The sequence below is a fragment of the Streptacidiphilus jiangxiensis genome (assembly GCF_900109465.1).
Lineage (GTDB): Bacteria > Actinomycetota > Actinomycetes > Streptomycetales > Streptomycetaceae > Streptacidiphilus > Streptacidiphilus jiangxiensis.
In genome coordinates, this window is sequence record NZ_FOAZ01000001.1 from 684673 (window position 1) to 707472 (window position 22800).

Here is a 22800-nt window from a genome sequence, read left to right on the forward strand (position 1 = left end):
GCGCAACTCGTGTTTCGACGAAACCCGTGGCGACCGTGCCCGTGATCACACCGTGTGCCGGGTGACGGCCTCCCTGCTCGTCGATACATTGTGCGGAAAACTCCCAACTGGCACTCGGTGCCGTGGCACACCGTCGCCCGCCAGTTCCCGTCGCAGCAAAGGGGCTCGACCACCATGAGCAACACGGCAAGCCGCGCCACCACGTCCGTGATCGTCGCGGGCGCCCGCACTCCCATGGGCCGCCTGCTCGGCTCGCTCAAGGGGTTCTCCGGCGCCGACCTCGGCGGCGTCGCGATCAAGGCCGCGCTGGAGCGCGCCGGTATCACCGGGGACCAGGTCCAGTACGTGATCATGGGCCAGGTGCTGCAGGCCGGCGCCGGCCAGATTCCCGCCCGCCAGGCCGCGGTCAAGGCCGGCATCCCGATGAACGTCCCGGCGCTGACCATCAACAAGGTGTGTCTGTCGGGCCTGGACGCGATCGCGCTGGCCGACCAGCTGATCCGCGCGGGTGAGTTCGACGTCGTCGTGGCCGGCGGCCAGGAGTCGATGACCAACGCCCCGCACCTGCTGCCGAAGTCCCGCGAGGGCTTCAAGTACGGCGCGATCGAGATGCTCGACGCGATGGCCTACGACGGCCTCACGGACGCCTTCGACGGTATCCCGATGGGCGAGTCCACCGAGGTCCACAACACCCGCCTCGGCATCGAGCGCGCCGCGCAGGACGAGATCGCCGCCCGCTCGCACCAGCTGGCCGCGGCCGCGCAGAAGAACGGCGTGTTCGAGGCCGAGATCGTTCCCGTGGAGATCCCGCAGCGCAAGGGCGAGCCGGTCCTCTTCTCCGTGGACGAGGGCGTCCGCGCGGACACGACGGTCGAGTCGCTCGGCAAGCTGCGTCCGGCCTTCACCAAGGACGGCACGATCACGGCCGGCACCTCCTCGCAGATCTCCGACGGCGCCGCCGCGGTGGTCGTGATGAGCAAGGCCAAGGCCGAGGAGCTGGGCCTGACCTGGATCGCCGAGATCGGCGCCCACGGCAACGTGGCCGGCCCGGACAACTCGCTGCAGTCGCAGCCGTCCAACGCGATCCTGCACGCGCTGGGCAAGGAGGGCCTCGGTGTCGAGGACCTCGACCTGGTCGAGATCAACGAGGCGTTCGCGGCGGTGGCCGTGCAGTCCGTGAAGGACCTGGGGATTTCCCTCGACAAGGTGAACGTCAACGGCGGCGCGATCGCGCTCGGTCACCCGATCGGGATGTCCGGCGCGCGCGTGGTCCTGACGCTGGCCCTGGAGCTCCAGCGGCGTGGCGGCGGCGTCGGCGCGGCCGCGCTCTGCGGCGGCGGCGGCCAGGGCGACGCGCTCGTCATCCGCGTGCCGAAGGCCTGACGGCGTAGCCGTTGGGGGCGCGAGGAACTGCGCGAGCAACCACCCTGTGCGGATGGCCCTGCTCGTTCGGCGAACCACCTGCGTGGATGGCTTGTCGCGCAGTTCCTCGCGCCCCTGGGGATAGTGCAAGTACCTGCGGGAGCGCATGGCACCCTGGTCGCGCCCACGCGGCGGAGCCGCAAATCGGCAGAGCCTCGCGCCCCTCACGTTTGCAACTGGCTCGCCCGATCAAGATCTGGAGCTCCGTACGGTGATCGACGTCCCCGCGCTGGTGGCGCAGGCCCGAGAGGGTCGGCCGCGTGCCGTTGCCCGCCTGATCTCGTTGGTCGAGGGGGCCAGCCCGCAGTTGCGGGAGGTCATGGCCGCGCTGGCGCCGCTGACCGGGCGGGCCTACGTCGTCGGGCTGACCGGCTCGCCGGGGGTGGGGAAGTCCACCTCCACCTCCGCGCTGGTGACGGCGTACCGCCGTCAGGGCAAGCGGGTGGGCGTGCTCGCCGTCGATCCCTCCTCGCCGTTCTCCGGGGGAGCGCTGCTCGGGGACCGTGTCCGCATGCAGGAGCACGCGACGGACCCGGAGGTCTTCATCCGGTCCATGGCCACCCGCGGCCACCTCGGCGGGCTGGCCTGGTCCGCGCCGCAGGCGATCCGGGTGCTGGACGCGGCCGGCTGTGACGTGGTCCTGGTCGAGACGGTCGGCGTGGGCCAGTCCGAGGTCGAGATCGCGGCCCAGGCGGACACCACGATCGTGCTGCTCGCCCCGGGCATGGGTGACGGGATCCAGGCGGCCAAGGCGGGCATCCTGGAGATCGGCGACGTCTACGTGGTCAACAAGGCCGACCGCGACGGCGCGGACGCGACCGCCCGCGAGCTCAACCACATGCTGGGCCTGGGCGAGGCCCGCTCGCCGGGGGACTGGCGTCCGCCGATCGTGAAGACCGTGGCCGCGAAGCAGGAGGGCGTCGACGAGGTCGTCGCGGCGCTGGACAAGCACCACACCTGGATGTCCGAGCACGGCGAGCTTGCCGCCCGGCGGCTGCGGCGGGCCGCGCAGGAGGTGGAGACCATCGCGGTCACCGCCCTGCGTGAGCGCTTCGCCCGGGTCCACGGCGACCGCCACCTCGACGCCCTGGCCCAGAAGGTCGCCGACGGCGAGCTGGACTCATACTCCGCGGCGGACGAACTGATCGCCTCCCTCACCGGCTGACGGTGCCCGCCGGCCCCCCGGGCCTACGATGGACGCAGTGGCCGCGAGCGATCCGTCCGAACCGGAGTCCCAGCCGAGGGAGCGCCCACTCATGCCCGTGCACCGCGTCCACCCCGATGTCAGCGTCCTCAGTGACAGCCTCGAAGTGCCGGGGATCGGCCACATCCCCGCCAACGCGTTCGTCCTCCACGCCGCCCAGCCCGTTGTCGTCGACACCGGCCTCGGGCTGCCGGACCGGGACTTCCTGCGGACGCTCAGCACCGCGCTCGACCCCGCCGACGTGCGGTGGATCTGGCTGACCCACCCCGACCGCGACCACACGGGCGGGATCTTCGCTCTGCTCGACGCCGCCCCGCAGGCGCGGGTGGTGACCACCTTCGTCGGGGCCGGGATCATGTCCACCGAGCACCCGCTGCCGATGGACCGGATCTTCCTGCTCAACCCCGGGCAGTCGCTGGACGTGGGGGACCGCACCCTCACCGCCTTCCGGCCGCCGCTGTTCGACAACCCGGCGACGGTCGGCTTCTTCGACGACCGCACCGGGGTCTGCTTCAGCTCGGACTGCTTCGGCGGTCCGATGCCCAGCGCGGAGCTCGCGGAAGGCCCGGACGCGCGCGACCTCGCGCCGGAGGGACTGCACGACGCGCAGGTGTTCTGGGCGAGCGTGGACAGCGTGTGGCTCGAGAACGTCGACGCGCGGAAGTTCCAGGACAGCTGGCAGCTGCTGCGGGAGCGCGCGCCCGAGCTCGTGCTGTCGACCCATCTGCCCGCGGCGTCCGGCATCACCGGGCGGATGATCGACACGCTCAGCGCCGTGGCCGGGCTCGCCCCGTTCGTCGGGCCGGACCAGGCCGCGCTGGAACAGCTGCTGGCCGGCTTCGAGCCGGCGGGCAGCCCCTGAACCCGGCCGGGCTCAGCCGCGTCCGCGCAGCTCGCGCAGGTGTTCCGCGATCGGGGCGAGGGCCTCGTAGATCGTGTCGATCTGGTCCTCGTCGAAGCGGTCGATGAAGTGCTCGCGCACCTTGCGGACGTGGCGCGGGGCGACGTGCCGCATGGTGTCCCAGCCGTGGTCGGTCAGCACCGCGAACAGGCCGCGGCGGTCGCCCGGGCAGGTGTCGCGGACGACCAGGCCAGCGGCCTCCATGCGGGTGATCTGGTGGGAGAGGCGGCTCTTCGACTGCAGCGTGGCGACGGCGAGGTCGGTCATCCGCATCCGCCGTTGCGGTGCCTCGGAGAGTTCGACGAGGATGGTGTAGTCGCTGATCGAGAGCCCGTAGGGCTGCAGCTCGCGCTCCAGTTGGTACATCAGGAGCCGGCTGACCTCCAGGTGGGCTCGCCACAGGCGCTGTTCTGCCGCGGTGAGCCACGGCGCGTCCTCCTGGGGGTCCGGGTCGGACGCGGGGAGGACGGGCGCGGCTGTGGTGGTGTCCATGGCTCCGATGATACGTCGTTTAGTTGAAAATTGTACTATTCAACGATCGCCGACGGCCCATCCACGGCGTTGTGCTGCTGCGGTGCCACTCGATCGAGTGGCGCGTTCTGGTGGACGTTCGCCATCGCCGTCGCGACCTGGGCCTCGCGGGCCTTGAGCGAGGCCTGATGGGCCGCCGCCTCGACCTCCAGCAGCGAGGCGCCGTGACGCTCCGCCTCGAATGCCTTCGCGCCGCCCCGCAGCCCGAAGAGCCGCTTGGCCAGGAGGATGTAGAGGACGGCCAGCACGTTCAGCGCCAGTGTGGCGATCTTGAAGCCGCTGACCTTGTGCGTCAGCTCCATGATCTCCAGCGGCAGGAAGGCCGCCGTCGCGACCACCGTCAGGTACTCCGCCCAGCGCTTGGCCGCCCACAGGCCGAAGGCCTCGACGATCTCGATCAGCGCGTAGGCGACCAGTGCCGCGGCGGTGATCAGCAGGGTGCTGTGCTTGTACTGGAAGGTCTTCTGGATCGAGTCGACGACCGCCGAGTGGTCGATGTCGAAGCCGTAGTGCTGGGCGATCGGGCGGAAGAGCGTCAGGTCGTCGTTGAAGAGCTGCTGCACCGAGGTCTGGCTGTTGCTGAACTTCCAGACCGCCCAGGCCACCAGGATGATGAACACCCCGCGCACCAGCCGCTCCACGGCGAGGAAGCGCAGGATGAAGAGGTCACGCAGTGCCTTGCCGCGCGGAACGAAGGGGGCGTCCGCGGCCGGGCCGCTGCCGTGCGCCTCGCCGACGGCGAAGTCACCGCAGCGCAGGCACCGCCAGGCCTCGCCGACGGCCGTCTCGACCCGCAGCCGCTCGCGCAGCTCCGGCTCGGTCGGTGCGTAGGTGATGTGCCCCTTGCGGGCGCAGTGCCGGCGGTCCCAGTCCCTCGTCATGGCCGGGAGAATAGCCGGATACAGGGACGAAAAACCGGTCGGTCATACTGAACGGGCGCCTTGGCGCAAGATTGCGACATTCCCGAGAGGTCCGAGGGTTCGAAGTGAAGACCACCGCCGTCCATCGCCTGCGTCTGGTGTCCATGCCGGAGGGCGTCTCCTTCCTCCTGCTGCTCGTCTGCTCGGTGCTCAAGCGCACCACCAGCTTCGACGCGGTGCCGGTGATGGGCATGGTGCACGGCATCCTGTTCATCCTCTACGCGATCTTCGCGCTGCTGGCCTGGCGTGAGCAGGGCTGGGGCTTCAAGCGCTTCGCCTGGATCATGGTCCTCTCGGTCCTGCCGACCGGCGGCTTCTTCGCCGAGCGGATCCTCGGCCGCGAGGAGCGCGAGACCGCGCCCGCCATGGCGTGAGACGCCCGGTCCCACCCTGCAGACCTAGCGGTAACGTGTCAGCGTGCCGAAGCCGCTGAGCCTGACCTTCGATCCCATCGAACGCGCCGACGAACTGTGGGCGCGGCGTTGGGGTGCAGTCCCCTCCATGGCGGCGATCACCTCGGTGATGAGGGCGCACCAGATCCTGCTGGCCCAGGTCGACGCGGTGGTCAAGCCGTACCGGCTGACCTTCGCCCGCTACGAGGCGCTGGTGCTGCTCACCTTCAGCAAGGCGGGTGAACTGCCGCTGTCCAAGATCGGTCAGCGGCTCATGGTCCACCCCACCAGCGTGACCAACACCGTCGACCGCCTGGAGGCGGCAGGCCTGGTCACCCGCCGCCCCAATCCGCTGGACGGTCGCGGCGTCCTCGCGGCGATCACGCCCAAGGGCCGCGAGGTGGTCGAGGCGGCCACCCGGGACCTGATGGCCATGGACTTCGGCCTGACCGGATACGACGCCGAGGGCTGCAAGCAGCTGTTCGAGATGCTGCGGCCGCTGCGCATAGCCGCCGGGGACTTCGAGGACTCCGAGGAGTCCGGGGCGGTGTGAGTGATCGACTTTTGTCGGTCTACTCTCGATGACTATGAACAAGTCCAACCCCCTGCTCACGGCCTACCGTGTCCTGGCGTACGTGACCGGCGTGGGCCTGGTCCTGCTCACGGTCTTCACGGTCGCCTGGCTCGCTTTCGGTGCGTCCAAGACGCCGGTGACCATCGTCGGCACCTTCCACGGCTGGCTCTACATGGCCTATGTCGTGGTCGCCTTCATTCTTGGCATGAGGCTCGAGTGGCCCATGGGCAAGATCGTGTGGACGGTCCTGGCCGGGACCATCCCCACCGCTGTCTTCTTCGTCGAGCGCCGCGTCGTGCGTGAGATGAAGGCCCAGCTGGCCGCCAAGGAGTCGGAGCAACTGGTCGGCGCCTGACCACCACCGCTCCTCCCTGTGCCCCGCGATCCCTCGGACGCGGGGCATTGCGCGTTTAGTAGGACGTCCGAGTAAATTGAAGGAGTGTGCAGCCTGCCGAAGGTGAGGGTCACTGCCGATGGACGCACAGCAGACGGACGCCGCCCGCGAGCGGTGGCAGCAGCGCTACGACCGCGCCCTCAAGCGCGACGCGGACTTCACGACGCTCTCCGGTGACGCGGTCGAGCCCGCGTACGGCCCGCCGCCCGGCAGCACCTACCCCGGTTTCGAGAACATCGGCTGGCCAGGCGAGTTCCCCTTCACCCGCGGGCTCTACGCGACCGGGTACCGCGGCCGCGCCTGGACCATCCGCCAGTTCGCCGGCTTCGGCAACGCCGAGCAGACCAACGAGCGCTATCGGATGATCCTGGATGCGGGCGGCGGCGGCCTCTCCGTCGCCTTCGACATGCCGACCCTGATGGGCCGGGACTCCGACGACCCGCGGGCGCTGGGGGAGGTCGGTCACTGCGGCGTCGCCATCGACTCCGCCGCCGACATGGAGGTGCTCTTCCGCGGCCTGCCGCTGGCGGACGTCACCACCTCGATGACCATCTCCGGCCCGGCCGTCCCGGTCTTCTGCATGTACCTCGTCGCCGCCGAACGCCAGGGCGTGGATCCGAGGGGCCTCAACGGGACGCTGCAGACCGACATCTTCAAGGAGTACATCGCGCAGAAGGAGTGGCTCTTCGCCCCCGAGCCGCACCTGCGCCTGATCGGCGACCTGATGGAGTACTGCGCCGCCGACATCCCGGCGTACAAGCCGCTCTCGGTCTCCGGCTACCACATCCGCGAGGCCGGCACGACGGCCGCGCAGGAGCTGGCGTTCACCCTCGCCGACGGGTTCGCCTACGTCGAGCTGGGCCTGTCGCGCGGGCTGGACGTCGACGTCTTCGCACCCGGCCTCTCCTTCTTCTTCGATGCGCACCTGGACTTCTTCGAGGAGATCGCCAAGTTCCGTGCCGCGCGCCGGATCTGGGCCAAGCGCCTGCGTGACGTCTACGGCGCGAGGACCGAGAAGGCGCAGTGGCTGCGCTTCCACACCCAGACGGCGGGTGTCTCGCTCACCGCGCAGCAGCCCTACAACAACGTGGTGCGCACCGCCGTCGAGGCGCTCTCGGCGATCCTGGGCGGCACCAACTCCCTGCACACCAACGCCCTCGACGAGACGCTCGCGCTGCCGAGCGAGCAGGCGGCGGAGATCGCGCTGCGCACGCAGCAGGTGCTGATGGAGGAGACGGGCGTCGCCAACGTCGCCGACCCGCTGGGCGGTTCCTGGTACGTGGAGGCGCTGACCGACCGGATCGAGGCGCAGGCCGAGGCCATCTTCAGCAAGATCCTGGAGATGGGCGCGGCGGCGGTGGGCGCGGGCGGGCGGCACCCGATCGGCCCGATGACCTCGGGGGTCCTGCGCGGCATCGAGAACGGCTGGTTCACCGGCGAGAGCGCGGAGGCGGCCTTCCAGTACCAGCGCGCGCTGGAGAAGGGAGACAAGCGCGTCGTCGGCGTCAACTGCCACACCGGCTCGGTGACCCCGCCGCTGGAGATCCTCCGGGTCGGCCACGAGGTCGAGCGCGAGCAGGTCCGCGTCCTGGCCGAGCGCAAGGCGGCCCGCGACGAGGCAGCGGTCCGGGCCGGCCTCGACGCGATGCTCGCCGCCGCCCGCTCGGGCGCGAACATGGTCCCGCCGATGCTGGACGCGGTCCGGGCGGAGGCGACCCTCGGCGAGATCTGTGACGCGCTGCGCGAGGAGTGGGGCGTCTACGTGGAGCCGGCCGGGTTCTGAATCACCGTCACGCCGCGTCCGTCACGCGCGTCCGTCACACCGCCTCCGTCACACCGCGTCCGTCACGCGCGTCCGTCACGCCGGTCCGTCGGCCGTCAGGCCCGGGACGACCCGCAGCCGCGCCATTCCCGGTACGGCTGCGCCCACGGCGTCGATGTCGTAACCGGTCTCGTCCCCGTCGGGCCCGATTCCGTCGACGTCGTGGAGCCGTGCCCGGGTCACCAGCCCACCGGGGGCGGCCAGCCAGTACGCGCTCGGGGGAAAGGACTCGGCGGGGAACACCACGGCCTGGCCGAGTCCCTCCGCGAGCGCCGAGCAGAGCTCCCGCTCGCTCGGGGTGGCCGCCACTCCCTGCAGGGGGAACACCTCCATGGCCCAGACGACGTCCCGCGGCGGGCATGCCCAACGCAGGCAGACGACGCGCGCGCCCGCGCTCTCGTCGGTCCAGTCCTCGCCGATGTGGACGTCCTCGGCGGGAACGCCGAGAACGTGGCCCAGGGCATCCGCGAGTGCGTGGTCGGCCACCATGGGGCCGGTCAGCAGCAAGGTCCCGTATCCGTCCATGGGAGGGATCGTTGCACCCGCGTCAGCCCGGCTGGGCGGAGATCTCGGTCAGCGGGTGGAGCAGGAGGGTGGTGAAGGCGCTGATCCACTCCGTCGTGGCCGGCTCGCCGCTGACGAGCATGCGGTGGACGACCGTGCCGGCGACGGTGTCGAAGATGATGTCGACCGAGGCCCGGGCCATCTCCTCGCAGGTGTCCGCCACGAGCTCGCCGCGGGCCTGCGCGGCGGCGCGGCCGGCGATGACGAGACGTTTCTGCGGCTCGATGATGGCCTCGCGGACGCGCTGCCGCAGCAGCGGGTCGCGGGTGGCCTCGGCGAAGAGGGCGAGCAGGGCGGCCTGGGTCTCCGGTGCGGACAGCAGCGCGGCGAACTGGGTGACGACCGCCTCGATGTCCGCACGCAGGCTGCCGAGGTCCGCCATCTCCAGTCCGTCCAGCTGTTCCGCCACGGCCGCGACGACGAGCTCGTTCTTCGAGGGCCAGCGCCGGTAGAGCGTCGTCTTCGCGACGCCCGCGCGCACGGCCACGTCGCCCATGGTGAGCCCGCCCCAGCCCAGCTCCGCGAGTGCCTCGCGGGTGGCGGCGAGGATCGCGCCGTCCGCGTCGGCGTTGCGCGGGCGGCCCTTGCGGGGACCGGCCGGTGCGGTCACGTCGGGCTCCTTGCTCTGCGACTGTGTTCTGTGTCTGTTTGAAGACAGCGGGGTTAACGCAGGTTACTCGTCGGTATGCGGTGCTCCGAGAGGGCGGGAGCAAGAGTGGCGCAGGTCACCCGGAAGCGGCTGCGCGCCGCCCGGTCGCCGATATACGCTACGACTCGTAGCGAAAGAGCGACAACCACGCTTCCGCGCGGATGGGGATCCGCGCCCGCTGACATTTGACACTCGCACGATGCACCACGGCCCCCGGGGTCCTGCAATCCGGCAGGACGGCGGGGGTATTGGTGCGAACCGACCGCGCGACGGGGGAGGATAGGCGCATGCAGCCACGGAACAACATGTCCCTGCGCGGCGCGGTCGACCTCGCCGCGGTCAAGGCGGCCGCCGACGCCGCCACCAAGGCCGAGCAGATGCGCGCCGAGCGCGCCCGAAAGGCCGAGGAGGCCGGGGCCGACGCCGCGGCCGAGCCGCTGATCTTCGCCGTCACCGAGGCCGACTTCCAGGCCCAGGTGATCCCGCTGTCCGCCGAGGTCCCGGTGCTGCTGCTGTTCTGGGCCGAGGGCTACGGCCCGGCCGAGCAGCAGGTCCCCGTCATGGAGGCGCTGGCGGAGGAGTACGACGGCCGCTTCGTGCTGGCCGAGGTCGACGTCCGCGACAACCAGCGCCTGGCCCAGCAGCTCCAGCTGCGGGACCTGCCGACGGTGCTGGTCGTCGTCGCGGGCCAGCTGATCCCGTTGTTCGAGGGTCCGGCCCTGGCGGAGGAGATCCGCCCGCTGCTGGACCAGCTCATCAAGGAGGCGGCCGAGCGCTTCGGCATCGCCGGCGAGCCGGGCCTGCGCAGCGGCAAGGGCGAGCCGGGCGCGGTGGCCGAGGGCGTCGAGGAGCCCCTCGACCCGGCCCTGGCGCTGGCTCACGAGGCGCTGGACCGGGGCGACATGGGCGGGGCGATCCAGGCCTACCGCAACGTGCTGGCCGAGCAGCCGGGCAACGAGGAGGCCAAGCTGGGCCTGGCCCAGGCCGAGCTGCTGCAGCGGGTGCAGGGCGCCGACCCGGCGGCCGTGCGCGCCGCCGCGGCCGCCGACCCCGCCGCCGCCGAGGCGCAGATCGCCGCGGCCGACCTGGATCTGGTCGGTGGTCACGTGGACGATGCCTTCAGTCGCCTGGTCGACACCGTGGGCCGCACCTTCGGCGAGGAGCGCGACAAGGTGCGGCTGCACCTGCTCTCGCTCTTCGAGGTGATCGGCGGTGAGGACCCGCGCGTGGTGAAGGCGCGGGGCGCGCTGGCACGCAAACTCTTCTGAAGGGTGTCACGTTCGTGAGCGTGTCGCGGAGACCTGTCGACACGCTCGTCAGCTTTATCAAATCTTGACATTCCGGCGAGACGGTCACCCTGTGTGGCCGTCTTCGTCTGTTACGCCCGTGTTTCCTGCAGCTTGGCATCGGGGGTCACGTGATCACGATCACAGAGCGTAAAACACTCGTCTTTCCCGGGCCTTGTCCGGTTCACATGTTCCTTACTCATCGGTAATGAACCACTTGTGCAGCAGCCCCACATGGACCACGATCTAGCACGCTCGGTCCAACACCTTCACCCCGGCAGCCGGTCGGGAGCGGGCGCTGGAATCCCCACCGGGCGGGGTGTCGGTCCGCCGGCACCTGAGTTGAGGACAGGGGGGTCTCCGTCCACCGGATGGAGCCTGTACTCGCAACGGGCGTGCCCCTCGGCACGCACGAGTGGTTGTCGCTCGGGGGTGCTCTCACCTCCCGAGGACGTAGCTCTTCTCCCCATCTCCGCCGGGCACCCACACCCGCCGGGAGATGTACGTCCGAGAAGGAGGATCTCGACTCATGTCCCAGACCTTCGGCAAGACCCGCTGGAAGCGCTTCGCCGTCGTCATGGTTCCGACCCTGGCCGCGACCGCCGCGGTCGGCGTCAGCATTGCTCAGGGCGCGCTCGCCGCGTCCTTCGCGCTCTCCGGCGCGTCGTTCAAGGTCGAAGCCGGCTCCCTGCACGGTGACGGCTTCTCGCAGTACGGCACCGTCGACACCGTGGTGAACGGCAGCGGCACCAAGGCGCCGCTTCCGGTCGCGGTCTCCGGCTTCAACAGCGCCACCATCACCAACCTGTGCCAGTCCGTCGACGTGCCGCTCGGCCCGCTGGGTGACTTCACCCTGCGGATCACCGCCGGTGACGCGGGCACCCCGGTCCAGGCGTCGAAGCTCTTCATCGACATGACGGACCTGAAGGCCGACACCGCGACCTTCAACAACATCAACATCGGTGTTGCCGGCGGCGCCATCTCCAAGGGCCCGGTCGACTCCACCTCCGCCGCCCAGCAGGGCTTCGCGGGCAGCTTCGGCCAGGAGGCGGACTCCGCCGACCTGACCAACGTGAAGCAGACCGCGTGGGCCACCTCGGCCGGCACCTTCGCCCTGGCGAACATGCACCTCAACCTCTCGTCCGGCAGCAACCCCTGCTTCTGACGTAACCGAGGTACCTGAGGTCTTTCGGCGGGGAGGGCCTGTCCCCTCCCCGCCACCCCCCTTTTCGAGCCATCGAGCTCCACCCCAACGAGCTACACCCCTGGGAGCTGCCACGTGACCAGCGCGATGACGACGGCGCAGCCCGATCCGATCAGCGGTTTCACCAAGGCCCGTCGAGCCTTCCGTGACTGGCGTCGGACCCGCCCGTTCTGGGGCGGCCTCCTGATCCTGTGCGCCGCGGGGCCGATCCTCTACTTCCCGTACGCGACGATGAACATCGGCGCACTCCGCATCCAGATGGCCACGACCGCGGGCGCGGGCTCGGCCGTCATCGGCATGCTGCTGATCGCTCTCGGCATCTCGTGCTGGTTCCAGCCGCTGATCCGCGTCTTCGCCGGCATCGCCGCGATCGTGCTGAGCATCATCTCGCTGCCGGTCTCCAACTTCGGCGGCTTCGGGATGGGCCTGCTGTTCGGCATCCTCGGCGGTGCCCTGGTCTGCTCCTGGGCCCCGCTGAAGGCGGAGCCCGAGGTGGCGGCCGCGGTCACCGCGACCGACTCGGCCGAGGCGGCCCAGGCGGCCCAGGCGGACACCCAGGTGGTGCTTCCCACCCAGCAGGCAGGCGAAGCGGGACCGGCTGCGGAGCAGTCGGCCGCGCAGCCGGCCGCCGCGCCCGAGGCGCAGCAGCCGCAGGAGCCGCAGGAGGAGAGCAAGAGTGTCGAGTGAGAACGAGCAGCAGCCGGCTCGCACCGCCGGTCGCCACGCTGCTCCCCGGCCCACCGTGCGCGGGCGCATGCAGCGCCCCGTCGGTCGTGCCATCGCCCTGACCGCCATGCCGACGGCCCTGCTCATGGGCATGCTGGCGCCCAAGCTGGCCTTCGCCGCGGACGGCGCCGCCAAGGTCGCGCCGAAGTCCGTCCCCGATCTCGCGGGGTCGACGGGCGCCACCTGCACCAAGGGCGCCCCGGGGACCGGCACCGGCGCGACCACCCCCGCCTCGGGGGGCACGACCGGCACCACGTCGAAGAACGCCTCGGTCGCGGGCAAGCCGGCGACGCACACGGGCGGCACCGCCACGTCCGTCCCGACGCAGCGCGGCGCGGGCTCCGGCTCCACCGCCGGCGGCACCGGCTCCGGGAGCACGGGTGGCAGCACCGGCGGGACGACCGGTGGTGGCACCGGTGGCACCGGCGGCGGCACGCCGACGCCCACGCCGACGCCCAGCCCCACCCGGAGCACCCCCTCCGACCCGCTCGGCGGCATCCTCGGGGGCCTGCTCGGCGGCATCCTCGGCGCTCACACGGCATCCGGCACGACGACCACGGCGGTGCAGCCGTCCGCGTCGGCGAGCGCGATCCCCCAGGCGCACGCCGCGGCCGCCCGCACTGCCGCGGTCCGCAGCGCCGCGACGCCGGCCCCGTCGACGTCCGCCGCGCCCACGCCGAGCGCGTCCGCCACGCCGAGCAAGCCGAGCGCCACGCCGAGCACCACGCCGAGCGCCGGCGCCACGCCGACGGCCTCCGCGACGCCGAGCAGCGACCCGAACAAGGCCTGCGACATCAGCCACCTGGCGGCGCCGCTGGACACCTCGGTCAGCTCCCAGCTCGCCGCCGGCACCATGCCGGTGGAGAAGTGGACCCTGAAGTCCTCCGACCTGAAGCTGATCAACACCGAGTTCCACGGCGTGGTGACCATTCCGCTGGCGGACGGCAGCACCGAGCGCGTGCTGAAGTTCACCGCGGAGGAGGTCAACATCGGCGACCTCGACATGTCCGCCAACCAGCGCGGCCAGGAGGTCCACGTCCAGGGCTCGCCCGGGTCGACCTCGACGATGCGCGGCGGCACGGTGACGATGTACGTCACCGAGCTCAAGGGCACCGTCCTGGCCGCCGAGGGCATCCCGTTGAGCCTGCTCAACATCAACATCGACCTGACCCCGGACACCCTGCCGCAGTGGCTCTACAACCTCATCGGCGCCGTCCCGATCCCGCTCACGCTGGAGCTGGGCAACGTGACGGCGATTCAGCAGGGCCAGTTCGGCGGGAACCTGACGATCCCGGGCATGCACCTGTTCTACACGCCGCTCGGGCAGTGAACGCGCGGGGAAACCCCCTCCGGCTTCGGCTGGAGGGGGTTTCCCTTTGCCTGCGCGGTCGTTGAACCCGGCGTGAGTGACGATCCGATATCCCGACTGCTCGTCCCCGCCTACTTCCACCCGGCCGTGGAGCCCGAGGCGTGGGCAGCGCTGCGGGTGGCGGCACCGCGGCTGGCGGCCGTGGTGGTCAACCCCGCGAGCGGACCGGGGTCGGCCCCGGATCCGGCCTACCGCGAGGCGGTGGCGGGTCTGCGCGCGACGCGGGTGCTGGGCTACGTGGACACCGACTACGGGCGGCGCCCGCACGCGGAGGTCGTCGCGGAGATCGCCGCCTACCGGGAGTGGTACGCCGTCGACGGCGTCTTCCTGGACCAGACGCCGGACGGCTCGGCCGCGCTGCCGCACTACGACCGCCTCGCGATCGCCGCCCGCTCGCTCGGCGCGACCTTCCTGGTGCTCAATCCGGGCCTGACGCCCCACCCGGCCTACCTCGACCTCGCGGACCTCGTGGTCACCTTCGAGGGCCCGTGGTGCGACTACGAGAACCGCGCCGAGGACGCCGGCTGCCACCTCGTCTACGCGGCCCCGCCGGACGCCTCGGTCCACGGTTACGCGACGTCCGGCACCCTGCCCAACCCCTGGGCCGTCCTCGGTCTCACTACTGACCGGGTTGGTGGCTCCCCGCCGGGGTGCGGCGGATGACGTTCAGCCGGTCGCAGGCGTTGATCACGGCGATGGCCGGGTGACACGGAAGGGGCGAGAACCCGCGACGCGGATTCTCGCCCCTTCCGTGGTCGGGTCAGTCGCCCGTCGCCAGGTGGTGCACGCGCACCATGTTCGTCGTGCCGATGATCCCGGGCGGGGAGCCGGCCGTGACGATGATGGTGTCGCCCTTGCCGTAGCGGCCCTGGGCCACCATCGCCTCGTCGACCTGGTCGACCATGGCGTCGGTGTTGGGGGCCTGCGGCAGCACGTAGGTCTCCACGCCCCAGCTGAGGGTCAGCTGGTTGCGGGTGGCGGTCTCCGGGGTGAAGGCCATGACCGGGATCGGCGAGCGGTAGCGGGACAGGCGGCGGGCGGTGTCACCGGACTTGGTGAAGGCCACCAGCGCCTTGGCGTTGAGGAAGTCGCCCAGCTCGCAGGCCGCACGCGCGATGGAGCCGCCCTGGGTGCGGGGCTTGCGGCCCGGGTTCAGCGGCTGCAGGCCCTGCGAGAGCAGCTCCTGCTCCGCGGCCTCGATGATCCGGCCCATGGTCTGCACGGTCTCGATCGGGTACTTGCCGACCGAGGACTCGGCGGAGAGCATGACCGCGTCGGTGCCGTCGAGGATCGCGTTGGCGACGTCGGAGGCCTCGGCGCGGGTCGGCCGGGAGGCGGTGATCATCGACTCCATCATCTGGGTGGCGACGATGACCGGCTTGGCGTTGCGGCGGCAGAGCGTGATCAGACGCTTCTGCACCAGCGGGACCTTCTCCAGCGGATACTCGACCGCGAGGTCGCCGCGGGCGACCATCACCGCGTCGAACGCCATGACGATCTCTTCCATCGCCTCGACGGCCTGCGGCTTCTCCACCTTGGCGATGACCGGGACGCGGCGTCCCTCCTCGTCCATGACCTTGTGGACGTCGTCGATGTCCGCGGCGTTGCGGACGAAGGAGAGGGCGACCATGTCGACGCCGAGGCGCAGCGCGAAGCGCAGGTCCTCGACGTCCTTCTCGGAGAGCGCGGGGACGTTGACCGCCGCGCCGGGCAGGTTGATGCCCTTGTTGTTCGAGAGCACGCCGCCCTCGACGACGCGGGTCACCACGCGGGGGCCGTCGACGCTGACGACCTCCAGGGCGATGACGCCGTCGTTGATGAGCACCGGGTCGCCGGGCTTCACATCGCCGGGCAGACCCTTGTAGGTCGTGCCGCAGATGTGCTGGTCGCCGGGGACGTCCTCGGTGGTGATGGTGAAGGTGTCGCCGTTCTCCACGGTCACCGGACCGTTGGCGAAGGTGGCGAGGCGGATCTTGGGGCCCTGCAGGTCGGCGAGCACGCCCACGGCGCGGCCGGCTGCGTCGGCGGCCGCGCGGACGTTGTTGTAGCGGTTCTCGTGCTCGGCGTGGCTGCCGTGGCTCATATTGAGGCGGGCGACGTTCATTCCGGCTTCGATCAGCGACTTCAGCTGTTCGAATCCGTCGGTCGCGGGACCCAGAGTACAAACGATCTTGGCTCGGCGCATATCGCTCATCCTATCGGCTTACCTTTTGAGGGCATTCAGTGCATTCCACGCATTGAACACACTCAACGCATTTCACGGCTGCTCCGACGCACTGCTCCGACGCACCACCGCGAAGGTCTGCTGGGCGATCTCCAGCTCCTCGTCCGTCGGCACCACCGCGACCTTGACCCGGGAGGAGTCCGTCGAGATCAGCCGGGGCGAACCGCCGCGCACCGCGTTGCGGACCGGGTCGACCTCGATGCCCAGCGAGTCCATGCCCGTGAGCGCCGCCTCGCGCACCGCGGGGTCGTTCTCGCCCACCCCGGCGGTGAACACGACGGCGTCCACCCGGCCCAATACCGCGTAGTAGGCGCCGATGTATTTCCGCAGCCGGTGGACGTAGATGTCGAAGGCCAGCCGGGCGTCGTGGTCACCTTCGTCCATTCGACGCCCGATTTCCCGCATGTCGTTGTCCCCGCACAGTCCCAGCATGCCGCTGCGGCGGTTCAGCAGCGCGTCGATCTCGTCGACCGACATGCCGCCGACCCGGTGCAGGTGCAGCACCACGGCCGGGTCGAGGTCACCCGAACGGGTGCCCATGACCAGGCCCTCCAAAGGGGTCAGGCCCATCGAGGTGTCCACGCAGCGGCCGCCGGCCACGGCCGAGGCGCTGGCACCGTTGCCCAGGTGCAGCACGATCACGTTGACCGCCTCGGGCGAGGCGCCCAGCAGCTGCGCCGTGCGGCGCGAGACGTACTGGTGGGAGGTGCCGTGGAAGCCGTAGCGCCGCACCTGGTGGGCGTCGGCGGTGGCCTTGTCGATGGCGTAGCGGGCCGCGTACTCCGGCATGCCGGCGTGGAAGGCGGTGTCGAAGACGGCCACCTGCGGCAGGTCGGGGCGGAGCTTGCGGGCCACCTCGATGCCGGTGATGTTGGCCGGGTTGTGCAGCGGCGCCAGCGGGATCAGCTCGCGCAGCTGCTCGACCACCTCGTCGGTGACCAGGGTCGGCTCCGTGAACCGGGTGCCGCCGTGGACGGCGCGGTGACCGATCGCCGCCAGGCGCGGCGAGTCCAGCCCGAGCCCGTCCTCGGCCAGCTCGTCGGCGACGGCGCCGAGCGCCGCGGTGTGGTCGGGGAAGGCCTCGTAGCGCTCACGCTGCGGGTGGCCGGTCGGTTCGTGCTTGATCCGGCCCTGCCGCTCGCCGATCCGCTCGACCAGGCCGGAGGCGAGCCGGGCGCCGTCGGCCATGTCGATCAGCTGGTACTTCACCGACGAGGAGCCGGAGTTGAGGACGAGGACCCGCGTCGCGCCGCTCACTGCGCGCTCTCCTTCTGCTGCGCGGCCTGCTGGGCCGCCGTCTGCTGTGCGGCGGCCTGCTGGGCCTGGATGGCGGTGATGGCCACGGTGTTGACGATGTCCTGGACCAGCGCGCCGCGGGACAGGTCGTTGACCGGCTTGCGCAGCCCCTGCAGCACCGGCCCGACGGCGATCGCGCCGGCGGAGCGCTGCACGGCCTTGTAGGTGTTGTTGCCGGTGTTCAGGTCCGGGAAGATCAGCACACTGGCCTGTCCGGCGACGGCCGAACCGGGCAGCTTGGTGGCCGCCACGGAGGCGTCGACCGCCGCGTCGTACTGGATCGGGCCCTCGACCGCGATGTCCGGGCGCTGTCCGCGCACCAGCTCGGTGGCCTTGCGGACCTTGTCCACGTCCGCGCCGGAGCCGGAGGTGCCGGTCGAGTAGGAGAGCATCGCCACACGGGGGCTGACGCCGAAGCGGGAGGCGGTCTCCGCGGACTGGATCGCGATGTCGGCCAGCTGCTCGTCGTCCGGGTCGGGGTTGACCGCGCAGTCGCCGTAGACGAGGACCTTGTCGGCCAGGCACATGAAGAAGACCGAGGAGACGATCTTGGCGTCCGGCGAGGTCTTGATGATCTCGAAGGCCGGGCGGATGGTCGCCGCCGTGGAGTGCACCGCACCGCTCACCATGCCGTCGGCCAGGCCCTCCTGGACCATCAGCGTGCCGAAGTAGGAGACGTCGCTGACCACGTCGAGGGCGAGCTCCACGCTCATGCCCTTGTGCTTGCGCAGCTCCGCGTAGACCTCGGCGAAGCGGTCGCGCAGCGGCGAGGTGACCGGGTCGATGATCCGCGCGCGGGCGCGGGCGCCGTTCGACTCCGCCCCGGTGTCGGCCGCGTCGAAGGAGAGGTTGAGGCCCAGCTCGGCGACCTTGCGGCGGACCGCGTCCTCGGTGCCGAGCAGGGTGAGGTGGCAGACGTTGCGGCGCAGCAGCACCTCGGCCGCGCGCAGCACCCGCTCCTCGGTGCCCTCCGGCAGCACGATCTCGCGCAGCTCCGCGCCGCGGGCCCGCTCCAGCAGCTCGTGCTCGAACATCATCGGAGTGACCCGCTCGCTGCGGCTCAGCTCGATCCGGTCCGTCAGTTCGGCGGTGTCGACGTGGAGTTCGAACAGGCCGAGCGCGGTCTCGGCCTTGCGCGGGCTGGCCGCGGTGAGGCGGCCCTCCAGCGTGGAGAGGTCCATCGCGGTCGGGTAGCTGCCCTCCTGCACGGCCAGCACGGGCGTGCCGGGGGCCAGGCGGTCGGCCAGCTTCATCACGTTCGGGCCGGGCGTCTCGCCCAGCGTCAGCAGCACCCCGGCGATCGGCGGCGCGCCGGCCGCGTGCGCGGCGAGGGCGCCGATCAGCAGGTCCGCTCGGTCGCCGGGGGTGATCACCAGGCACCCGTCGGAGAGCGCGTCGAGGAACTTGGGCAGCATCGCGCCGCCGAAGACGAAGCGGCGCACGTCGCGGGCGAGACCCGCCGGGTCGCCGAGCACCACCTCGGCGTGGGTGGCCTCGGCCACCTGGGTGACCGTCGGCGCGGAGAGCGCCGGGTCGTCCGGGATCACGTAGCAGGGCACGTCCGGCTTGTTCGTCAGCCGCCGGGTGATCGCCTGCTTGTCGCTCGGCGCGACCCGGTTGGCGATCATCGCGAGGATCGAGCAGCCCAGGTCCGAGTAGGAGCGGTGGGCGTTGCGCACCTCGTTGACCACGGTGTCCGCGCTCTCGCGGTGCCCGCCGATGACGGGCAGCACACTGGCTCCGAACTCGTTCGCGAGCCGGGCGTTCAGGGCGAGCTCGTCCGGGATGTTGGTGGAGGCGAAGTCCGTGCCGAGCACCAGCACCGCCTCGCAGGCGCGCTCCACCGCGCGGAATCGGTCCACGAGCTGGCCGACGAGCTCGTCCTGCCCGCGCTCCGCCTGGATGGCGGCGGCCTCGTCGTAGCTGAGCCCGTACATCGCCTCCGGCGTCAGGTCGAGCCGGTACCGCCCGCGCAGCAGCTCGACGACGTGGTCGGTGGGCGGGTGCACGAGCGGACGGAACAGCCCGACCCGGTCGACATGCCGGGTCAGCAGCTCCATGACCCCCAGCTCGACGGCTTGTCGGCCGTCTCCTCTGCCGATTCCGGTCACGTAGACGCTGCGGGCCACCGAGGCACTCCGATCCGAGTCGCTGTTCGAGCGGCTTCGAGCCTACCTTCGCATTTCGGGCAGTGGGCTGCTCGCGGGGAACTGGTGACCAAGGTCCTGGACGCCGGGTCGTCAGGCCCCGGCCAGCGCCTCGTCAGCCTCCCAGCTGCGCGCGCCAGTGCTGGAACAGGGCCATCGGGTCGCCGCAGTAGGCCCACGGGATGCGGGCGGGGCGGTCGCCCAGCAGCGCGCTGATCTCCTTGGCCTCCTGCAGCAGGCCGGCGAAGACCAGGCCGTGCAGGAGCAGGTTCAGGTCGGCGACGTCCTGGGCGTACTCGATCGTGGAGCGGTGGGCGATCCACTGCCGCAGGGTGCCGTGCAGGGCCTGGACCGCGACCTCGTGGGTCCAGTGGTAGGTCAGGCCGACGGCGGACTCGCCCTCGGACTGCAGCCGGTGGCGGTAGTGCTCGGCGCGGGCGGCCTGGGTGAGGGTGCACAGGGGGGAGCCGGCCGGGGCGAAGGCCGCGGTGTCGCGGGCGAAGTTGTACATCTCGCCGTAGCTGCCGTGCCAGCGGGCGGAGAGGTGCCGGAGCACCTGGTGGTGGCCCTCGCGGTTGAACTGGTCCCGGGCCTGGAGCTCGCGCCACCAGTGCCACACGTGCGGGTGGCCGCCGGCGTACAGGCGGGCCAGGGTCAACAACGAGACCCACGGGATCGGGTCCGCGGGATGCCGTTCGGCGGCCTGGAGGCAGATCCGGGCCACCCGGTCCAGCTCGCGGCGGTCCAGCGCGTCCTCGCCCGGTGGCGGGGTGCCGTTCTGATTGCTCGTCTCGGCCACGGCGAGGAAGAGCCGCTGCACCTCCGTCTCGGCGCGCAGCACCAGCGCGTCCGGGTTGTTCGGCTCGGCGACCTGCCAGGACTCGACGGTGCGGGTCGTGGCCGCGGTGTCGGCCAGCAGCCGCATCCGGTGCGTGCGCCGGTCCCAGTCGCGGCCGGTGTCACGCAGCAGGTCGCGCGGGCCCTGCCAGCGGCCGACCACCAGGTCCCGGCGGGCGGTGGCGAGATCCTGGTCCCCGTAGGTGGGGTCGAACTGTGGTGCGCTGCTGCGACGTGATGATCGGGCCATGTCGGCGGCTCCTGAACCCTTCCGGAAAGCGGAAAGCCGACAACCGGCAGTCGGGTGACTGCCGGTTGCCGTGCTGTGGACGGAGGTGCGGTTGGTGCCTTTGGTGCCTTGTGGTGCCGTTCGTGCAGGTGACGTTCTTACAGGTCGGTCGCGACGGAGCCGGAGTTGTTCGAGGCGCCGACGCTCAGGGTCGAGCTGCCGAACTCGGCGTCGACCGCGTCGGCCGTCGCGGCGTCCAGACGGGAGCCCGGGTTGCTGTAGAACTCGCTGCCCTTGATCCAGTAGAAGGCCAGCGGGACGATCCCCAGCGCCAGGGCGCCGAGTCCGATCGCGATCACCTCGCCACTGAGGCTCATGCAGTTCTCGACGAAGAGGAAGCCCATGAAGATGGCACCGGCGCCGGGCCAGATGCCGACGAAGAGCGCGTTCGAGGCGGACTTGAAGACGACCTTGCGGTAGGCCACCACGACCGCGATGCCGGCCAGCGCGTAGTAGACGCAGATCTGCAGGCCGATCGCGAGGACGGCGTCCTGCAGGATCGTGTTGACCGATCCGATCTGGCTGGAGGCCACGAAGAGGCCGAGGGAGATGACCACGATGACGGCGATCGCCACGTACGGCGTCTGCCAACGGGAGTGGGTCTTGCCGAAGACGGAGGGCAGGGTCTTGTCGCGGCCCATGGCGAAGAGCGAGCGGCTGATCTGGATCAGCGTCGTCTCCAGGGTGGCGATGGTGGAGAGCACCACGGCCAGCACCATGATCTTGCCGCCGGCGCCCGGCATGACGACCTCGCCGAGGTCGCTGAGGAAGGTGCCGCCGCTGATCTGCTTGTCCGTCACGTTCATGTTGAGCGCGATCGTGAAGATCTCGAAGACCGCGAAGACCGCGGCCACACCGAGCAGGCCGCCGAGGCCGGAGTTCTTCTTGGAGTCGGTGGTCTCCTCGCTCAGGTTCGCGGTGACGTCCCAGCCCCAGAAGTAGAATCCGGCCACCAGCGCGGCGGTGGCGAACCCGGAGACCCCGCCGAAGTGGCCGAAGCCCCACAGGTAGGAGAGGTGGAAGGAGGCGCCGGGGCGGTGGTGGAACAGTGCCAGGATGCCGAAGACCGCGAGGATCGCGATCTCGATGCCCGTCATGATCCACTGCGCGTGGGCCGTGATCCGCGCGCCCAGCAGCACCAGCAGCGCCATCACCAGGAAGACGAAGGCACCGACGCCCACGGCCGCCCAGGTGTTCTGGGAGAGGCTCGCGGAGAAGAGCGAGAGGGTGTACTGACCGGCCGGCAGTGAGCCCGCCACCATGAAGATCAGCGCGGAGACCACCAGCGACCAGCCGGCCGCGAAGCCCAGCGACGGGTGCAGCGCGCGGCCCACCCAGGAGTAGCTGGCACCGGCGTTGACGTCCAGTCGGCCCAGGTAGTTGAAGGCCCAGGCGATGCCCAGCATGGGTATCGCACACCAGAGCAGGGCGGCGGGGCTGAACAGGCCCGCGGCTCCGATGAGCGCGGCGGAACTGGCGGCCAGCGAGTACGCGGGGGCGCTGCCGGCGATGGCCATGACGACGGTGTCGAATGAACCGAGGACGTTGGCCCGCAGGCCGCCTCTGCCCTCGGTCGGGGTGTACTCGCTCAACGGAACCTCTCCTGCGACGGCCGAGGGTGTGGGGAAGGGGACCTCGGCGGTCGCCTGGTGGGACGGGAAGCACGGGGGCATGGGGGACTGCCGCACCGCACTCAAGCAGGTGTGATCGCGAGCTGGGCAACAGCCTTGTGTCGCTTGTGTTTCCGGAGGCGGGGTCGCCGCTCGGTCACCTCTGTGGCCAGCGCGTGCCACATGGTGCCGCCCCGGAAGCGCGACTGGCAATGGTTTGGCGGAATTCGTTTACCAGGCTTCCTGAAATACGGAATCAGTCGCCGTTCCGAGATTCCTGACCGGAATCCGTTGGTCAACGCGACGACTGGCAAGTGAACCAGCGGGTAACCCACGGACTCGCCACTGCCCCGAATGCAAAGCGGAACCGGACGGGGTCCCCCTGGTCGGCGGCGCCGGATTCCTGGTTCGCCCAGGTCAAAGCCCGGTCCTGCTCTAC

Annotated in this window: 21 protein-coding genes; 12 read left to right on the forward strand and 9 right to left on the reverse strand. The window is 70.8% G+C overall.

What is annotated here, in order from left to right; all coding sequences use genetic code 11:
• Positions 1–174: 174 nt before the first annotated feature.
• The 3 genes from BMY61_RS02995 (at position 175) to BMY61_RS03005 (ending at position 3488) form a co-directional block, all read left to right on the forward strand.
• The gene (locus BMY61_RS02995; protein ID WP_042456950.1) at positions 175–1383 is read left to right on the forward strand and encodes an acetyl-CoA C-acetyltransferase; all 1209 of its coding nucleotides are present in this window, start codon (positions 175–177) and stop codon (positions 1381–1383) included.
• 250 nt (positions 1384–1633) lie between these two features.
• Entirely contained in the window at positions 1634–2587 is a 954-nt protein-coding gene (meaB, locus tag BMY61_RS03000; RefSeq protein ID WP_042456883.1) for a methylmalonyl Co-A mutase-associated GTPase MeaB, read from the forward strand.
• Positions 2588–2678: 91 nt separating this feature from the next.
• Complete coding sequence (locus BMY61_RS03005; RefSeq protein WP_042456886.1) at positions 2679–3488, forward strand: MBL fold metallo-hydrolase; 810 nt, start codon at positions 2679–2681, stop codon at positions 3486–3488.
• A gap of 12 nt (positions 3489–3500) precedes the next feature.
• Here BMY61_RS03005 and BMY61_RS03010 read toward each other — a convergent pair whose 3' ends face one another.
• Together BMY61_RS03010 and BMY61_RS03015 are read right to left on the reverse strand one after the other, a co-directional pair.
• Positions 3501–4019, reverse strand: coding sequence for a MarR family winged helix-turn-helix transcriptional regulator (locus tag BMY61_RS03010; RefSeq protein WP_082015515.1), 519 nt, complete (start codon positions 4017–4019; stop codon positions 3501–3503).
• Between the two features lie 35 nt (positions 4020–4054).
• Positions 4055–4939 carry a DUF2127 domain-containing protein gene (locus tag BMY61_RS03015; RefSeq protein ID WP_082015516.1) on the reverse strand — a complete coding sequence of 295 codons (885 nt, stop codon included), beginning with the start codon at positions 4937–4939 and terminating at the stop codon, positions 4055–4057.
• Between the two features lie 104 nt (positions 4940–5043).
• On the opposite strand from BMY61_RS03015, the gene BMY61_RS03020 reads away from it, so the two are divergent.
• The 4 genes from BMY61_RS03020 (at position 5044) to icmA (ending at position 8121) form a co-directional block, all read left to right on the forward strand.
• Entirely contained in the window at positions 5044–5352 is a 309-nt protein-coding gene (locus BMY61_RS03020) for a DUF3817 domain-containing protein (RefSeq protein ID WP_269083988.1), read from the forward strand.
• A gap of 43 nt (positions 5353–5395) precedes the next feature.
• Positions 5396–5923 (forward strand): MarR family winged helix-turn-helix transcriptional regulator, encoded by a 528-nt coding sequence (locus tag BMY61_RS03025; protein ID WP_042456888.1) that lies wholly within the window; start codon positions 5396–5398, stop codon positions 5921–5923.
• A gap of 34 nt (positions 5924–5957) precedes the next feature.
• Positions 5958–6299, forward strand: a complete 342-nt coding sequence (locus BMY61_RS03030; protein ID WP_174514569.1) for a DUF3817 domain-containing protein — start codon at positions 5958–5960, stop codon at positions 6297–6299.
• Between the two features lie 118 nt (positions 6300–6417).
• Positions 6418–8121 (forward strand): coenzyme B12-dependent isobutyryl-CoA mutase large subunit, encoded by a 1704-nt coding sequence (gene icmA / locus BMY61_RS03035; RefSeq protein ID WP_042456891.1) that lies wholly within the window; start codon positions 6418–6420, stop codon positions 8119–8121.
• 75 nt (positions 8122–8196) lie between these two features.
• Here the strand turns inward: icmA and BMY61_RS03040 are convergent, their stop codons facing one another.
• Both BMY61_RS03040 and BMY61_RS03045 read right to left on the reverse strand, forming a co-directional pair.
• On the reverse strand, positions 8197–8685 hold the full coding sequence (locus BMY61_RS03040) for a hypothetical protein (RefSeq protein WP_052439300.1): 489 nt from the start codon (positions 8683–8685) through the stop codon (positions 8197–8199).
• Positions 8686–8707: 22 nt separating this feature from the next.
• A complete protein-coding gene (locus BMY61_RS03045; protein WP_042456894.1) occupies positions 8708–9334 on the reverse strand; it encodes a TetR/AcrR family transcriptional regulator in 627 nt (208 codons plus the stop codon).
• A 326-nt stretch (positions 9335–9660) separates the two neighbouring features.
• Between BMY61_RS03045 and BMY61_RS03050 the strand changes: the two genes are divergently transcribed.
• From BMY61_RS03050 to BMY61_RS03070, 5 genes are all read left to right on the forward strand, one after another.
• Positions 9661–10641 (forward strand): tetratricopeptide repeat protein, encoded by a 981-nt coding sequence (locus tag BMY61_RS03050; protein ID WP_042456897.1) that lies wholly within the window; start codon positions 9661–9663, stop codon positions 10639–10641.
• Between the two features lie 547 nt (positions 10642–11188).
• Complete coding sequence (locus BMY61_RS03055) at positions 11189–11824, forward strand: DUF6230 family protein (protein WP_236656595.1); 636 nt, start codon at positions 11189–11191, stop codon at positions 11822–11824.
• A 114-nt stretch (positions 11825–11938) separates the two neighbouring features.
• Positions 11939–12550 carry a DUF6114 domain-containing protein gene (locus BMY61_RS03060; RefSeq protein WP_052439302.1) on the forward strand — a complete coding sequence of 204 codons (612 nt, stop codon included), beginning with the start codon at positions 11939–11941 and terminating at the stop codon, positions 12548–12550.
• Entirely contained in the window at positions 12540–13919 is a 1380-nt protein-coding gene (locus BMY61_RS03065; RefSeq protein ID WP_075003726.1) for a hypothetical protein, read from the forward strand. Before BMY61_RS03060 ends, BMY61_RS03065 begins: the two co-directional genes overlap by 11 nt.
• Positions 13920–13991: 72 nt before the next feature.
• Positions 13992–14621, forward strand: coding sequence for a spherulation-specific family 4 protein (locus BMY61_RS03070; protein ID WP_052439305.1), 630 nt, complete (start codon positions 13992–13994; stop codon positions 14619–14621).
• 97 nt (positions 14622–14718) lie between these two features.
• Here BMY61_RS03070 and pyk read toward each other — a convergent pair whose 3' ends face one another.
• From pyk to BMY61_RS03095, 5 genes are all read right to left on the reverse strand, one after another.
• Positions 14719–16143 carry a pyruvate kinase gene (gene pyk, locus BMY61_RS03075; RefSeq protein ID WP_042456910.1) on the reverse strand — a complete coding sequence of 475 codons (1425 nt, stop codon included), beginning with the start codon at positions 16141–16143 and terminating at the stop codon, positions 14719–14721.
• A 72-nt stretch (positions 16144–16215) separates the two neighbouring features.
• Positions 16216–17439 (reverse strand): acetate kinase, encoded by a 1224-nt coding sequence (locus BMY61_RS03080; RefSeq protein WP_042456913.1) that lies wholly within the window; start codon positions 17437–17439, stop codon positions 16216–16218.
• Complete coding sequence (gene pta, locus BMY61_RS03085) at positions 17436–19607, reverse strand: phosphate acetyltransferase (protein WP_042456916.1); 2172 nt, start codon at positions 19605–19607, stop codon at positions 17436–17438. The genes BMY61_RS03080 and pta overlap by 4 nt, the downstream gene beginning before the upstream one ends.
• Positions 19608–19740: 133 nt before the next feature.
• Positions 19741–20712, reverse strand: coding sequence for a hypothetical protein (locus BMY61_RS03090; protein WP_042456918.1), 972 nt, complete (start codon positions 20710–20712; stop codon positions 19741–19743).
• Between the two features lie 137 nt (positions 20713–20849).
• Positions 20850–22268, reverse strand: coding sequence for an APC family permease (locus BMY61_RS03095; protein WP_052439308.1), 1419 nt, complete (start codon positions 22266–22268; stop codon positions 20850–20852).
• Between the last annotated feature and the right edge of the window lie 532 nt (positions 22269–22800).